Origin of the sequence: Glacieibacterium arshaanense (assembly GCF_004681125.1) — a bacterium.
GTDB classification, from domain to species: Bacteria; Pseudomonadota; Alphaproteobacteria; order Sphingomonadales; family Sphingomonadaceae; genus Polymorphobacter_A; species Polymorphobacter_A arshaanense.
In genome coordinates, this window is record NZ_SIHO01000003.1 from 255020 (window position 1) to 270244 (window position 15225).

General features: G+C 61.4%; 10 protein-coding genes and 1 tRNA gene. 3 read left to right on the plus strand and 8 right to left on the minus strand.

The window, feature by feature from the left end:
* Nucleotides 1–93 precede the first annotated feature (93 nt).
* Nucleotides 94–2637, minus strand: coding sequence for an arylsulfatase (locus EUV02_RS13220; RefSeq protein ID WP_135246762.1), 2544 nt, complete (start codon nucleotides 2635–2637; stop codon nucleotides 94–96).
* Nucleotides 2638–2737: 100 nt separating this feature from the next.
* On the opposite strand from EUV02_RS13220, the gene EUV02_RS13225 reads away from it, so the two are divergent.
* Nucleotides 2738–3757, plus strand: coding sequence for an AraC family transcriptional regulator (locus EUV02_RS13225; RefSeq protein WP_166430627.1), 1020 nt, complete (start codon nucleotides 2738–2740; stop codon nucleotides 3755–3757).
* Nucleotides 3758–3767: 10 nt separating this feature from the next.
* Here the strand turns inward: EUV02_RS13225 and EUV02_RS13230 are convergent, their stop codons facing one another.
* Both EUV02_RS13230 and EUV02_RS13235 read right to left on the minus strand, forming a co-directional pair.
* Nucleotides 3768–5423, minus strand: coding sequence for an ATP-binding protein (locus tag EUV02_RS13230; protein ID WP_135246764.1), 1656 nt, complete (start codon nucleotides 5421–5423; stop codon nucleotides 3768–3770).
* Entirely contained in the window at nucleotides 5423–6064 is a 642-nt protein-coding gene (locus EUV02_RS13235) for a response regulator transcription factor (RefSeq protein ID WP_135246765.1), read from the minus strand. Before EUV02_RS13235 ends, EUV02_RS13230 begins: the two co-directional genes overlap by 1 nt.
* A 538-nt stretch (nucleotides 6065–6602) precedes the next feature.
* Here EUV02_RS13235 and EUV02_RS13240 point away from each other — a divergent pair.
* Complete coding sequence (locus EUV02_RS13240; RefSeq protein WP_166430628.1) at nucleotides 6603–8852, plus strand: right-handed parallel beta-helix repeat-containing protein; 2250 nt, start codon at nucleotides 6603–6605, stop codon at nucleotides 8850–8852.
* A gap of 65 nt (nucleotides 8853–8917) precedes the next feature.
* Here EUV02_RS13240 and EUV02_RS13245 read toward each other — a convergent pair whose 3' ends face one another.
* The 3 genes from EUV02_RS13245 to EUV02_RS13255 all read right to left on the minus strand — a co-directional run bounded on the left by EUV02_RS13245 (nucleotide 8918) and on the right by EUV02_RS13255 (nucleotide 11698).
* Nucleotides 8918–9325: a response regulator gene (locus tag EUV02_RS13245; protein WP_135246767.1), complete on the minus strand. Its 408-nt coding sequence runs from the start codon at nucleotides 9323–9325 to the stop codon at nucleotides 8918–8920.
* Nucleotides 9325–11280 carry a sensor histidine kinase gene (locus tag EUV02_RS13250; RefSeq protein ID WP_135246768.1) on the minus strand — a complete coding sequence of 652 codons (1956 nt, stop codon included), beginning with the start codon at nucleotides 11278–11280 and terminating at the stop codon, nucleotides 9325–9327. The genes EUV02_RS13245 and EUV02_RS13250 overlap by 1 nt, the downstream gene beginning before the upstream one ends.
* Before the next feature lie 328 nt (nucleotides 11281–11608).
* A tRNA-Ser gene (locus EUV02_RS13255) sits at nucleotides 11609–11698 on the minus strand.
* 246 nt (nucleotides 11699–11944) lie between these two features.
* On the opposite strand from EUV02_RS13255, the gene hspQ reads away from it, so the two are divergent.
* On the plus strand, nucleotides 11945–12268 hold the full coding sequence (gene hspQ / locus EUV02_RS13260) for a heat shock protein HspQ (RefSeq protein ID WP_135247014.1): 324 nt from the start codon (nucleotides 11945–11947) through the stop codon (nucleotides 12266–12268).
* A 2-nt stretch (nucleotides 12269–12270) separates the two neighbouring features.
* Here the strand turns inward: hspQ and EUV02_RS13265 are convergent, their stop codons facing one another.
* Complete coding sequence (locus EUV02_RS13265) at nucleotides 12271–13590, minus strand: oligosaccharide flippase family protein (RefSeq protein ID WP_135246769.1); 1320 nt, start codon at nucleotides 13588–13590, stop codon at nucleotides 12271–12273.
* 36 nt (nucleotides 13591–13626) lie between these two features.
* Nucleotides 13627–15225 (minus strand): O-antigen ligase family protein, encoded by a 1599-nt coding sequence (locus EUV02_RS13270; protein ID WP_135246770.1) that lies wholly within the window; start codon nucleotides 15223–15225, stop codon nucleotides 13627–13629.

The window sequence follows — 15225 nt, forward strand, 5'->3', positions numbered from 1 at the left end:
GCGGCCGGCCAACACCCACCGGAGTCGGCCGGCCGCTGGCGCCCGGTCCCCGCTTGAGCCACGGCGGGTCGGGCGAGGGCGTGGCGCGTGCGCTTAGTGCATCGCGCCGTGTGGCTTGGGCGCTGCCGCACCATCGCTCGCCGCCGCCATGCCGGCCTTGAGCTTTTCGATATCGGCAGGCGACAACTGCGGACGATCGACATTGAGCGTCACGCTGTTGAGCTTGGCGCCGAGTTTGAACGGCGGCAGGTAATCGGCATCGTTGACGCCGGTCAACGTGTCCGAACCGACATCGAAGCTCTCGTCCCACTGCAGGATCATCGGCAGCGTGTGGGGCATGGTGACGGTCTGCACGGGCTTGCCATCGACCTTGAGCACGCCGGTACCCGGACGGCCGAGCCCGCTCATGTTGTTGAACGCCAGTGTGCCGACGCCGAGCCCGTCATATTTGAACTCGAAGCTGATGACGTGGCGTCCGGGCGTCAGCACGTCGGTGCCGGCCCATTTGATGCGGTTGAGGTCGACCATGTTCCACAGGAACACCGGTTTGCCGTCCTTGATGTAGAAGCCGTAGCCGCCGAAGCGACCGCCCGACGTCACGATCATCCCGTCGGCACTGCCGCTGGCAGGCACTTCGATATCGGCAGTGAAGGTGTACGAACTGTTGAGGATGTTGGGTGAATCGCCCTGCGGCAGCCCCACCATCGGCCGCGTATAGACGAAGTTTGTCCGGCCCGCGGTGATGTTCGGACGCGGTGCAACGATGCGGCTGGCGACCGAAGCATCCATCGGCAGCACCTGGTACTTCTTGGCTTCTTCCATAAACTTGGCGCGCATCTCTGTAACCTTGGCCGGGTTGGCCTTGGCGATGTCGTCGGTCTGGTTGAAGTTCTCGTCGAGGTGGTACAACTGGAACACTTGGTTGTTGAGCGGATCGGGGTTCGCCGCACCAAAGGCTTCCCATGGCGCGCGGTTGACCGCAGTGCTCAGCAGCCAGCCGTCGTCATACAGCGCGTACTGCCCGAACATTTCGAAATACTGTACCTTGTGGCGCGACGGCACATTGGCGTTCGCCGCATCGAACGTATAGGCGAAGCTGGTGCCTTCGATCGGCTTCTGCTTGATGCCGTCGACATATTCGGGCTCGCGGATGCCCGCGGCTTCGAGAATGGTCGGCACGACGTCGATGACATGGATGAACTGCTGGCGCAGCGCCCCATTGTCCTTGATACGTCCCGGCCATGACACCACCATGTTCTGGTTGATGCCGCCCAGCCGTGAAGCGTTCTGCTTGAACCAGTCGAACGGCGTGTCGAACGCCCAGGACCAGCCCGCTGACATATGGTTGTAGGTCGCCTCGGTACCCCAGACGTCGTAGAACTTCATCTGCGTTTCGGCCGGAATCGCGTTCAGCCCGTTGAAGAACGCGACTTCGTTGGGTGTGCCCAGCGGTCCGCCTTCGGCGCTCGTGCCGTTGTCGCCGTTGATGTAGATGACCAGCGTGTTTTCGGGTTTTCCAAGTTTCTGGAAGGCATCGACGACGCGGCCGGTTTCATAGTCGCTATAAGCGGCATAGGCGGCGAACACTTCGACCTGCTTGATGAACAGCTTCTGCTCGGTCGGGGTCAGCTTGTCCCATGGCTTGATGAACTTTTCGGGCCATGGCGCCAGCGTCGCGTTCTGCGGAATGATGCCTAGCGCCTTCTGCTTGGCGAAAATCTTGTCGCGCAGCTTGTTGTAGCCGTCATCGAACAGGTGCATCGCGCTGATCTTGTCGACCCACTCCTTAGTCGGGTGGTGCGGCGCATGTGTCGCGCCCGGCGCGTACTTGATGAAGATCGGCTTGCTCGGGTCGATCTGGTGGATGCGCGTCATATAGTCGATGGCATCATCGGCCATCGCGGTGACGAGGTTCCACTTGCCGGGCTCGGTTCCCAGGAACGGATAGATCTGCGTGGTGTTGCGGAACAGGTTGGGCTGCCACTGGTTGGCGTCGCCACCGATGAAGCCGTAGAAATATTCGAAGCCCATGCCATTCGGCCACTGGTTGAACGGTCCGGCCTGGCTTGCAGCAAACGCCGGGACATTATGGTCTTTGCCGAACCACGCGGTGGCATAGCCGTTGTCGACAAGGATGCGGCCGATGGTGGCCTTGTCCTGCGCGATGATGCTGTTGTAGCCAGGGAAACCGGTCGACTGCTCCGAAATCACCCCGAAGCCCGCCGAATGATGGTTGCGGCCGGTGATCAGCGCAGCGCGCGTCGGCGAACACAGCGCCGTCGAAAACACCCGGTTGTAACGCAGCCCCTGCGCTGCGATGCGGTCCATCGTCGGTGTCGGGATGACGCCGCCAAAGGTGCTCGGCACGCCGAAGCCAGAATCGTCGGTGATGATCAGCAGGACGTTGGGCGCGGACGCAGGCGGCGTGATGCGCGGTGCCCACCAGATCTTAGAATCCAGCGCATTGTCCTTGATGACGCCGCCGAATTTCGGATCGGGATTGGGCAGTTGCCGGCCCTCGATCGTCGTCGTCGCCGACGGCGAACCTAGCGTGCCGGTGACGACTTGCGCCTGCGCCGGGAAGGCCAGTGCGGTCACCGCAGCCATGGCCGTTGAAATCAGGATATTATGCTTCATGATCGAACCCCCTATTTTGGCAATAGTTGATGGAAATATAACGCATTGTTTTTGCAATGCGCACTACCAATTGCGCCAAATTTCGGGCATTTTGAGCCAAATGGCCAAATCCGATCCCCGTCTCGATATGCCGATGACGATCAGCCACATGCGGCTGGTCTGGCGGTACTTCGCGACCACGCCCGAACGCCGCGCCGCGCTGATCGATGGCACCGGGTTGAGTGCGGACCAAATCGAGAAGAGTGCCAGCGAGATTACTGTCCGGCAGCAGATAAAGTTTTTCGAAAACGCAAACCGGCTTTTTCCGCCCGGCTGGATCTTCGAGGTCAAGGAACTGTTGCACTTTTCGGCGTACGGACCGGTCGGCGTCGCGACCCAGTCGGCAGCGACACTGGGCGATGCGCTGGCCATATTGGCCCGGTTTACGCAGATTCGGACACCGATGGCGCGCGTTAGCCTGCGCCGCGGCCGCTCGCGCTCGCTGGTCGAACTCGAATGTATTGCCGATATAGCCACGGCCGAATGGCATATTGTCGCCAGCGTCGCGATGATGGCGTTGCAGTCATTGATTGGCGGACTGACGACACAACCGGCTCAGTCGCTGGCAGCGCTGCGTTATGGATTGGCGGGCGAACGCACGCGGCATGGCGAGTTGCTCGCAGCCAAACTCGGCGGCCCGACTGTCTTTGACCAGACCGTGAGCTTCATTGCGCTGCCGACCAGTTGGCTGGCGATTGCTTCGCCGTTTGCCGACCCGGCACTGCATGCCAGCGCGCTTGCCAATCTGGAAGCGCTGGTCAAGGCGCGCACCGGCGGCAGTTTCGCGTCGGACCAGATCCAGAACCGTGTCGCGCAGATTCTGGCGCAGGCGCCGCCCGGCCGGCTCGATGCCGAACGCTGCGCGCAGATTATTGGCGTATCGCGGCGCACGCTGACGCGGCGGCTTGCCGAAGAAGGCAGCGGCTTTCGCGCGCTGCTCGAAAATGAACTGCAGCGCCGCGCTATGCGTATGCTGGCATCGGGAACGCTTGGCTTTGCCGATATTGCAGAGCAACTGGGCTATCAGGATACCACCAGCCTGCGTCGCGCCATGCAGCGCTGGGAACGCGCCCCGCGCTGACGCGGCGCGCCTAGTGGTGCGCGGGGGTTGCGGCGGGCTGGCGCGCTACCGGCGCGCAGGGCAGGGTGAATCGGAAAATAGCGCCGCCGCCTGGACGTGCCTCGTGCCAGATCTGGCCACCATGCGCTTCGACAATCGTTCGGCTGATCGACAGCCCAATACCGAGCCCGGCTAGCTTGGTTGAATTGAACGGTTCGAACAGGCGCGGCGCGGCTGGCGGGGAAACGCCGGTGCCGGTGTCGCGCACCGTAATCACGCAAGCGTCACCGACCAGCTTCGTCAGGATGCCGATCCGGCGCAAACCATTTGGTGTCAGCGCCTCGACGGCATTGCGCAGCAAATTAGTCAGCACCTGTTGAATTTGGATCTTGTCGGCAAAAACCGTCGTGGCGCTCGGGTCGAGGTCGATCTTGTATGCTATTTCGAGCACACCTGCATCGGCCAGCGCCATTTTGCTCGCCTCGCGGATCAAATCGGGCAGGTTTTCGGCGCGGCGCTGGTCCTGGTTGTGCGCGGCCATTTCGCGCAGCCGGCGCACGACTTCGACAGCCTTGATGACGCTGGCATCGGCTTGCCCCAGCGCGTCGAGGACGCCTGCCACACCGTCGCCGGTCAGCGCGCCGACCATCCGGCGACTGCCACGGACATAATTCGCGATCGCCGTCAGCGGCTGGTTGAGCTCATGCGCCAGCGTCGATGCCATCGCGCCCATGGCGCTGCCGCGTGACACGTGGATCAGTTCGGACTGCAGGCGGTTGTAACGTTCTTCGGCCTGGTGGCGCTCGTCGATATCCTCGACCGTGCCGTACCATTGCGCCACGTTCCCGTCCGCATCGCGGCGCGGGGCCCCGCGTGAACGCACCCAGCGGTAGTTGCCATCGCCACGGCGCACGCGAAACTGCACGTCGAACGCGGCGCCCACCGTGCCTGCACGCTCCCACACTTCGCCAATCAGCGCCAGGTCATCGGGATGCGCGACACTGCTCCAGTCGCCATTGGCAAACTTCTCGAAGCTCAGCCCGGTCACTTCGTAAAGGCGCTCGCCGACCAGAAGCGGCGCACCGCCTGCAGCGGCGCTCCACGCAATCTGGTCATTGAGGTCGAGCGTCAAACGGTACAGCTCTTCGCTTTCGCGCAGCCGCACCTCGGCAAGCGCGCGCTGCTGCATTTCCGTGGTCAGCGCGCTGGTGCGCTCGATGACGCGCGCCTCAAGCGATGCCGCGAGCGCGCGGACCTGTGCTTCGGCGGCGTCATGCGCTTCCAGAACCGCCTGCGCCTTGCGCTGGCGCGCTCGCGCCCGCAGCGCCCCGCGCGCCGCCGTGACCAGCGATTCGGTGTGCAGTGGCCGCTCGACCAGCGTGATATTGGCGAGCTCCATGACCGCTTTGCGGTCGGTGCTCGGCACGTAGTCACGATGTGTCAGCAGCAGCACCGGGCAGTCCGACCATGGCGGTTGCGCCTCCACCGCAGCGGTCACGCCTTCGATGCCGTAGCGGTCAAGCATCTTTTCGGTCAGTAGCGCCGCGCCAAGCGTGCAATCGCGGATCGCCGCCGCAACGTCACGCGGCGAAGCGACTTTGGCGGTGATGCCGGCCGCCGCCAGTTGCGTCACGATGGCCTGCGCTTCGCGCGGATCGTCAACCAGCAGCAGGATGTGTTCGTCCACTAGGCATCACCCGTGTCACCGGCATCAAGCGAAACCACGCCCGCCAGAAATGCCAGGCGCAGGGCTTCGGGCAGCGACCGTACCCCAAGGTGGTTCATCATGTTCGACCGGTGCATCTCGACAGTCCGCACGCTCAGCCCGAGCCGATACGCCAGCACCTTGTTCGGCAGCCCCTCGGCGAGGCCCTGCAATATGTCGACCTCGCGCCTGGTCAGCTGTTTCAGCCGCTGCGCCGCATCGGCACGCTGGTCGTCTGCTTCGACTTGCCTGTCGAGCGCCGCGAACAAGCGTTCGAGCGTTGCAATCAGTGTGGCTTCATCGAACGGCTTTTCGTGGAAGTCGCTGGCGCCGAGCTTCATCGCCTGCACCGCGGTGGCGATGTCACCGTGCCCGGTCATGATGATGACTGGAAACTGCGCGAGGCGGTCGTGCATCAGCTCGATGACCTGCAGGCCATCGATCTGCGGCATCCGCACATCGAGCAGGACGCAGCCGGGGCTCAGCCCGGGCATATCATCGAGGAACGCCTGACCACTGTTCCACATCCGCGCGACATATCCCGAAGAGTCGAGAAAATAGGCGGTAGAACTGCGCACCATGCTGTCGTCATCGACGACATAGACATGTTTACTTAACGTCATGTCGCCCCCCCTGGTGCGCGCATGCAATTCGTCAGGCAACCCAAAATCTGCGACATGCCCTGTCAAAACCTTCGTGACTACAGATACAGATTTCGTGTGCAGGAATATTGTTAAATACCCGTAACACACGCATCTTTACTGTAGTCCGTGTCGCCCCGCCCAAACTATCGCATGAACCGCCATCCGGACGCAATGACGACGGACCCCGGCGGGTCGCCTAATTGCCAATACGACGACATTTCACCGCATAGGCCGCCGCTTCGCGGCAAATTTCCGACTCCTGAAGGTGCGTTGCCCAGCCGCAGCGCCGAGTCGCGAGTCGCGCATGTTGAATTTTCACGGCGCAAAGCATGGGCGGACGGCTACCGTAGAATCCCCGTATTCGCCCAACAGTCGGGCGCGCAGTGCAACGGGGGTGCCGAACTACTACCGCAATTACCGCAATAGAGGCTGAAAGCCACCGATTCCACTTAACAGCGATGCCCAAAGGGCCTTTTGGATCCTTCACGAGACAAGAACATCATTGATGGAGGCAGCAATGGCCACTCTTTTTGCGAATACGGCGACCTACAAGACCGCGTTTGCGGCACTTCAGTCGGGCGATACGTTGGTGCTGGCGCCGGGCAACTACGGCGTTCTCTACATGAAGGACAAAACCTATACCGAGAACGTGACCATCAAAGGGGGCAGCTTTACCGGCGTCCAGTTGACCAATGTCAGCCATGTCACTCTCGACGGATCGACCATCAAACTGACACCAACGCTGACAAGCACGAACAACGCGCAAGCGGTCCGCGTCGTGGTCAGCGACCATGTCACCATCACCAACGCCAAGATCACAGGCGGGGTCGCGATCAACGGCGTGCCGCAGACCTCGACTGTGCTCGACAAGACCGGCAACGTTATCGGGTTGCCTGCAGGCAAGGGCGTCAATTTTGAAACTTCGAGCGATTGTACCATCAGCAACAGTGACATCAGCGTGTTCCATAAAGGCGTGACCTTTTCGGACAGCACCAACATTACAATCACCGATAACACTATCCATGACCTGCGCACTTCGCCGATTACGGGTTCGGTGCTTTCGGGTTTAACCATTACCGGTAATCACACTTGGACCAGCCATCCCTGGAGCTTTGGCGGCGCCGGCGATCATGGTGATCGGATCCATGTCTGGGTCGATCACGGGCCGGTGCCAGGCGTCACCATCGCCAACAACCTGCTCGAACAGGGTAGTGGCGATGGAATGGTCGGCATCTATCTCGATGACAATGGTATGGGCTACGGCTTTCCTGGTGCCGTCGTCAGCGGCAACACCGTAGTCGAAGGAACTGGTCAGGGCATTCTGCTCGAAAACGTGAGCGGCACTGTCACCGGTAACACTCTAGTCTGGTCGGGCACCGGAACTGCGGCCAACGACACGCCGCGCTTTCAGATCGATGACAACTCGCACAACATCGTGTTCACCGACAACGTCGGCCATGTCCACGTCATCAACAGTACGCATGACCTGCAGTTCTGGAACCAGACTGGCACCATCGAAATTGATCCGACGATGACCCGCGCCGATCGCATGACGATCACCGAAAACGCGACCGTGGTCACCCCACTGGCGTCGTACACGCTCGATGCAGTCACCGACAATCTTACCTACAGCGGGATCGGCAATTTCACCGGTGTCGGCAACGACAAGGTCAACCACCTGACCGGCTGGGACGGTAATGACGTCCTTGACGGCAAGGGCGGTGCCGACATCCTCGAAGGGCTTGGTGGGGACGACACATATTATGTCGACAACGCCGGCGACAAGATCATTGATACAGGTGGCAACGAAACCATCTATTCTTCGATCTCGTGGACGCTGGGGCATCAACTCGAAACACTAATCTACACGGGCACCGTAGGCGCCGTTTTGAACGGCAATGATGAAGACAACACCATCGTCGGCGGCATCGGCAATGATGTAATCAATGGCAACCTTGGCAATGATACGCTTATCGGCGGGCTCGGTGACGACACCTACTACATCAATAACCCAACGCAGACGATCATCGAAGCTGGCGGGAACGACACAGTCATCGTGGATCGTAGCTATGTGCTCGCCACCGGGCTCGAAAATCTGACGCTGACGGGCAGTACAGACGGCAATCTGACCGGCAACGCTGCCGCCAATATCCTGATCGGCAACAGCGGCGCCAATATCATTGACGGCAAGGCCGGCGCCGATACCATGGTCGGTGGTGACGGTAACGACTTCTACTATGTCGACAATGCTGGCGACGTTGTTGTCGAACTCGACACCGGCATTGCCCTGGGTGGTCTCGACAAGGTAAAGACGACTCTGTCGAGTTACACGCTCGGCACCGGCGTCGAGGATGTCGCCTATGGCGGTTCGGGCAGCTTCACAGGTATCGGCAACGCGCTGGTGAACACCATGACTGGCAGCAGCGGCGTCGATAAGCTGTACGGGATGGGCGGCAACGACTTCCTGCTCGGCGCGGCAGGCAACGACGTTCTCGATGGCGGTGCCGGCGCTGACAAGCTCACCGGCGGCACCGGGAACGACGAGTTCCTGTTCCACAAGGGCGAGGCAAACGGCGACATCATCAGCGACTTTGTCGGCAATGGCAGCGCCGCCGGCGATACCATTCACCTCATCGGCTGGGCGGCAGGCTCCACGATGACACTGGTTTCAGGCAACGTCTGGGCGGTTACCGATAGCGTCGACCATAGCGTCGAAAACATCTCGATCACCGGCGCGGTCCACGTCACCGACATCCTATTCGGTTAAATAGCGCGTGCCGGTTCAGCCCCGTCGCTGCCGCCGCAGGGTTCAGACCTGCCCGGTCTAGGGGTTCAGCCGGCGCGGCGCTGCTGCGTCGTCAGGCTCGCGACTTTCATGAGTACGCGTTCGATCTCATTGAAATCGAACGGCTTGCCGAGGCTTTCGTTGGCGCCCTTGGCGCGCGCGGTGGCCAGCAGATTATTCAGTCCGCCCTCGTCGCTGCCCGACATGGCGACTATATATACGCTGGCGTCGAGCGCGCGAATGTCATGCACGGCATCGACCCCGTGGCCGCCGGGCATGACCATGTCGACGAAAACCAGGTCGGGGTGACATTCGGCGAACGTTCGCACGCCCTGTGCGGCGGTATCGGCGGTGAAAATTTCGTGCCCCATCATCTTGAGCACGAACACTAGCGACTTCTGGACGTGTTCATCGTCGTCGATGATCAGGATGCGCAGCAGCGCTGAATCGGCCATCAGGCGGCCTCCATCATTCTCTGGGCAGGAAACTTCAGCTCGAAACGCGTACCGACTCCCGGTGCACTGGCAACCGATATTGAGCCGCCATGCGCCATTACGATGCCGTTGACAATCGAAAGTCCCAGTCCTGTACCACCGGCATTGGCGTGCCGGGTAAAAAACGGCTCGAAAATATGCGCGCGTGTCGCCTCGTCCATGCCGATTCCGTCGTCCGCAACCGTCAGCACGACGTTGCCGCCCGGATCGTGGCGCACATTGATAGTGATGGTGCCATGCTTAGTGCCGATGGCGCGCGCCGCGTTGGTCACCAGGTTGAGCAGCGTCTGGTAGATTTGACCCTTGCTGCCCAGAATCTCGGGAACTTCGGTCATTTCGGCGACAATTTTCGTCGTCTTGGGAATGCCGGCGCGGATGATCGGCAACGCCTGCGCCACCAGTTCATCGAGGCGCAGCGGTTCCTTCGACGCCGGATCCTTGCGGCTGAACCGCAGAATTTCGCGCACCAGCTCGCGCGCCCGGTCTGCCGCGCTGCCGATGAGCTCGAGCCCCTCGCTGATGCGGCCGGGCGCCGATTTGCGTAGCGCCGGCACCAGCATCGTCACCGGCAGCAGCGTATTGTTGAGATCGTGCGCGATGCCGCCCACCAGCTCGCCGAGCGCCTCGAGCTTTTGCGCATGGCGCAGCTGCATTTCGATTTCGGCTTGATGCGCTTGCGCCTTGCGGGCTTCGGTGACGTCCTGAACCACGCCTATCAGGCCGGTCACCGCGCCGCCCGGGCCCTTGATCAGGCGCGTGTGCAAAACGGCATTGCGCGCCGAGGCATCGGCGCCGAGAAAACTATAGTCGATAGGGTCGGACTCGACGCCGTCGCGCGCACGTTCGATCAACCTTGCAAGCGCTGCGCGGTCATCGGGCGCTACCGAAGTATCGGCAAATGCCGCCCAGCTACCGGGCCCTTCACGGCGTGCATGCATCAGATCGAACGCATGGCTGCCTTCGAGCATCATCGTCCTGAAGTCGAGCTCGAAGCTGCCGCTCTTGGCGAGGCGCTGTGCCGATGCCAGATGCTGCTGGCTACGACGCGACCGGTTGCGCGCGACGAGTACCGCGTTGACCAGAAACGCTATCAGCCACACCGCGATGATGGCCAGCGAGCGGTTGATGATCACCATCCACAGCGGCATCTCGCCGCGCGGCGATACGATCACGCCCAGCACGATGAGAAAAGTTGCCAAAGCGGCAAGGTCGATGACGGTGCTCGGACGATTGAACGCCAGCGCGAAGAACACCAGCGGGATATAGCAGATCGCGATATTGAGCTCGAGCGGCGTATATAAATCGATCGTTGCAACCGCGAGGCAGTAAAGTAGCGGCAATCCTATCGGCACGCGCATCACCGTAAGCGTTTCCTGCCGCCAGCTGTCGGCGAGCACGGCGGTGCTCAAAGCGATGGCGACTAGCGCCCCGACACCCGACATTCTGTCCGAATGCGCCGGCGCGAACAGGTAGCCGCCTTGCGCCAGCCGAAAGGCAATGACTTCGAAGGACAGCGCGAAGGTCAGCAGGCAAGCGATCTGGATGGCGACATTCCGCCACGGTGTCGAGCGAACGAGCCCCAAAGTCAGCAATGCCGAGGCCATAATGCCAATCGTCAACGCTGAAGCTACCGGCACTGCGCCTGGTGCGCCGGGGTGGTTGCCTGCCCAGTCGCGGACGAAAAGCTCGCCGAACCCGCGGGGTATGTCGAACATATTGGCTGAAATCGACAATATGCCGACCAGCAGCGCCAAGGCTGCCAACGTCACCGACGTGCGCCTGCGGCCATGCAAATGCAGCCTCAATGCCAGCGCGCAGAGCAATGCCCCAAGCGCCGCATTGAACTTCATCATGAATATGAACGGCAGCTTCTGGTGAAGCCAGGCCGCATGGCTCAGCCAGGAAGCCAGTACCATCGCTGAAATGACAATCGCGAATTGCGGACCGACCCTGGAAATCCATGCCAAGATCCGGTCCTGTCGCCGCAACTCCGCCGGCGGAATTTCCACGAACCTATCCACGCGGCAACATTACACGAATCCTTCGAAAAAATGGATAGCCTAGTTCTGCACGACGGCACGAAGCGCCTTTCAGACGCGAAGTCCGGCTCATGCATGCCTTGGCCAAACAAGGTCTGCACAAGGTATATCACCAGCTCACCGCCGAAAAGCATGACCGAAGCGTTCCAGCGCGACCTGCAATCAGGGACTGCCGCAGCGGCTCTGAAGGATGTGGCGGGGAAAATGGCGGAGAGGGTGGGATTCGAACCCACGGTGAGCTTGCACCCACAACGGTTTTCGAGACCGTCCCATTCGACCACTCTGGCACCTCTCCGCAATCGAGGTGGGCGCACTGGCGTGCACCGGTCGAAGGCGCGCGTATAGCCAGCGACCGGGGGTTTGCCAATAGGCTGCGCGCATTCACCGCGACACTAGGCCTTTTCGTCGCTCGACAAATTCCTATATGCTCTCGTCCGGGCAATCATGCCCATCACGTCCGAGGTAGCTTGTGAACGACAAGTCGATCGATCCGCCGCCCGCCATCGCGCCTGCCGCGACGGGTGAAGCAGGCCTTGCATCGATGCCGATGGCAACATTCGGCATCGGCGATGTCGTGCGTCACCGGCTGTTCCCGTTCCGCGGCGTCATCTTCGATGTCGATCCTCAGTTCGCCAATACCGAGGAATGGTGGCAGTCGATTCCGGAAAACGTCCGGCCGCGCAAGGACCAGCCGTTCTATCACCTGCTCGCCGAAAACGACGACGCGTCATACGTCGCCTATGTCAGCCAGCAGAATCTGGTGCGCGAGGAAGCCGCCGAGCCGGTGCAGCACCCGGGTGTCGAGCAGATGTTCGGCGATTTCCGCGACGGCCGCTACGTCTTGCGCAACCCGCTGCGCAACTAACGCTAGCGCCGCAGCAGCGGCAGTTTGAGCTTGAAGGCGACGATCGCCCAGCCGACGAGATTGCGCACAGACAGCGTCAGTGCCGAGGCGATTGCCGCACCTGTCAGTCCGAACAGCGGGATCAGTGTCAGTGCTGTCAGCAGCGCCACGCCGAGCGACAGCAGCGAATTGCCCAGCGAATAGCGTTCGCCACCGGTCATGATCAGCACCGAGCCGATCGGGCCCGTGAGCACGTTGACCAGCTGCGCCAGCGCGAGGATGCGCAGCACCGTCGCGCCTTCGGCAAACTCGCTGCCGAACAGCTGCATGACCAGCCCCGGAAAACCGAGCGTCAGCACGAACAGCGGCAGCGAAAGCCCCAGGATGATCGCCACCGCTTGCCGCCAGGTGCGGCCGATGCCCGACAGGTCGCCGATGCGGTAGGCCGCCGCGATGCGCGGCCCGGCAACGGCATCGAAGCTGACGATGATCAAGTTGAAGATGCTGGTGACCTGCCACGCGGTGCGAAAAATACCGACTTCGACGGCGCTTTGGTGCGTCGCCAGCAAGGTCAGGATCAGCCAGTCGATCGAATAACCGACGAGCACGACGCACAGGATCGGCCAGCCCTGCGCCAGAATCGGCCGCAACGGCACAGGCGTATGCGGCCAGTCGCGCATGTCGCGCCATTGCACCACGGCACCAATCGCCACGCAGATGGCAATCCCGGCGACATAGGCGATACCGGCACTGACGACGGTGGTCGGCACCGCCAGCACGTGAAGGACGCCCACCGTGGTAATTGCAATTGCCATCGAGGCGGGTCCATCGAGGATCTGCGCGAACAGCACGCGGCCGCTGCTGCGCAACGATGAAGAAACGATACGGATCAGCGCAATAGGGATCACGCCGAAGGTCACGGCGCGCAGCACCAGCCCGTCGGCGGGCCTGTCGTAAAGGCGTTGCAGCAGCGGCACACCGCCCAGCGTCAGCACGACCGCAACAGCGATGCTGGTGACCAGCACCATTGTCGCGACGGTGCGGATGGCGCCGCGCGCGAGATCACGGCGGTCGATCTTGATGTCGCCCGCGACGGTGCGGATCAGGATATAGTCGGTGCCGAGCAGTGCGGCGGTCGAGGCAATCAGCAACGTCGTCACCGCCAGCCCGAACTGGCCGACGCCGGCGGGGCCATAGGCGCGCGCCAGCAGGATGGTAAAGCCAAAGCTCAGCACCGCGCCGACAATCTTGATCGAAAACGCCGCAAAGGTCTGCAGGATGTGCGGATTGCGTTCGAGATAGCCCTTGGCAAGGCTCGTCAGAGCGGCGGTTCGCCGTGCCATGTCAAGCAGACCTCGTATCGATTGCGGGTGTTGCGGTCACCCGCGCGCCAGCACGAGCGCCGACTTGTCGATTTCGGCGCCAGTGCGCGCCGCTTCGACCGCCATCTTGTGCCGGAACGCCGCCGCCATCAGCGCGCCCATGAACAGGAACAGCAGCGGCTGCATCTGCTCCTGGCTCAGCACCAGCTTGATGACGATCGAGTTGAGCACGGCGATCGCCAAAGGCCCCGACAGCAAAAGTTCCTCGTCATCGGTCCTGAAATAAGTCTTGAGTCCACGGATCGCTCCTGAAATGCAGAAACCGAAATAGGAAATGAAGCCAAGGATACCATAGTCGAGCGCCAGCGTCAGGAAGTAGCTGTCAACCGTCTGGGCACCACCGGCATTGCGGAAGTCGAGCGCGTCGCTGCCTTGCGCCGCGCCAAAGCCCAGTGGATGCTTGAGGATCAGCGGGATCGCTCTGTCACGCTGCGCAATACGAGCATCGGTGCTCGATTGCGCTGCGCCAGTGCCGAAAATCGTCGTACGCAGGCGCTGCCACACCGAGACTAGCCCGATAAAGCCAATAAACATCGCCGGGAAGCCGTAGGTAAGTGCGGGCGCAATCATGTCCGACTTACGGAAGTACATGCGGCGCGTCGACCATAGGATCAAATATAAGAAGTTGGATTCGAACCAGCCGACAATGCCGAGGCGCGAGTGCGAAACCCAGATGCCCGCAGAAAACAGTACATAGCCCGCACCGGCGAGCGCCCTGTTGACGGTACTGCGCGTTGTTACGCCGAAATGGATGAGGAACGGTAGACACAGCGCCAAAAACTCTGCGAAGGTCAATCCGACCACAAAAACACTATGGGCTCGATAATAGCCATCGGTGGCGCGCGCTTGTGGACTCAGAATGCGCGCCATGTAAGCTTCGTCGGTGCGCAGGAATGACGGGATGTAAGGCGCATAGGGCAACTGCTCGATGCGGTTTTCCCATAGCCCGATGAGCACTGTGATCGTCGCCAGCCACATCAACACCACCAGAAACCGCCGCAAGGCACCGGGTTGCAGGAACAGATGGCAGGCCAAGAAGAACATGCCCGTCCAGTAGAACTGGTTGTTGACGGCACGCTGGACTGCAGCGACCGGATCGTTGCCGAACGGCAGCGAAATCACCTGCGCCACCAGGAACAGCATCAGGAAATAGAAGGTTGGCTTCGACACCTTGGCGGTCGTCACCATTTCTTCACGCAGTTTCGACGATGTCGCTACCGCCCACAGGAACAGCACCATCAGCCAGAACAACGCAATGCGCGTCGGGCTAATCCACGGAATCCCGGGAATCGCAAAGGCCAGATAGCTCGGCCAGACGATGAACAACGCCATGAAGATCAGGAACGTCTTGTGCATCGCCGGATCGTCCCAGATGTTGATATCCGGGAGCAGCCACAGACTGAGCAGGAACATCACGGCGATAGGAATCGTCGGGATCATCATCATGCCGACGGGCAGATACGCCATCATCAGCCCGTAAAACGTTCCCAGGCCGATGAACGCCATATAGACCATGAACGTCTGCAACCGCGTCCGGGGCGGCTGCACCGCGCGTTTTGAATACAGCGGCAGGACGTTGGGAGTGCTGAGCGCCAC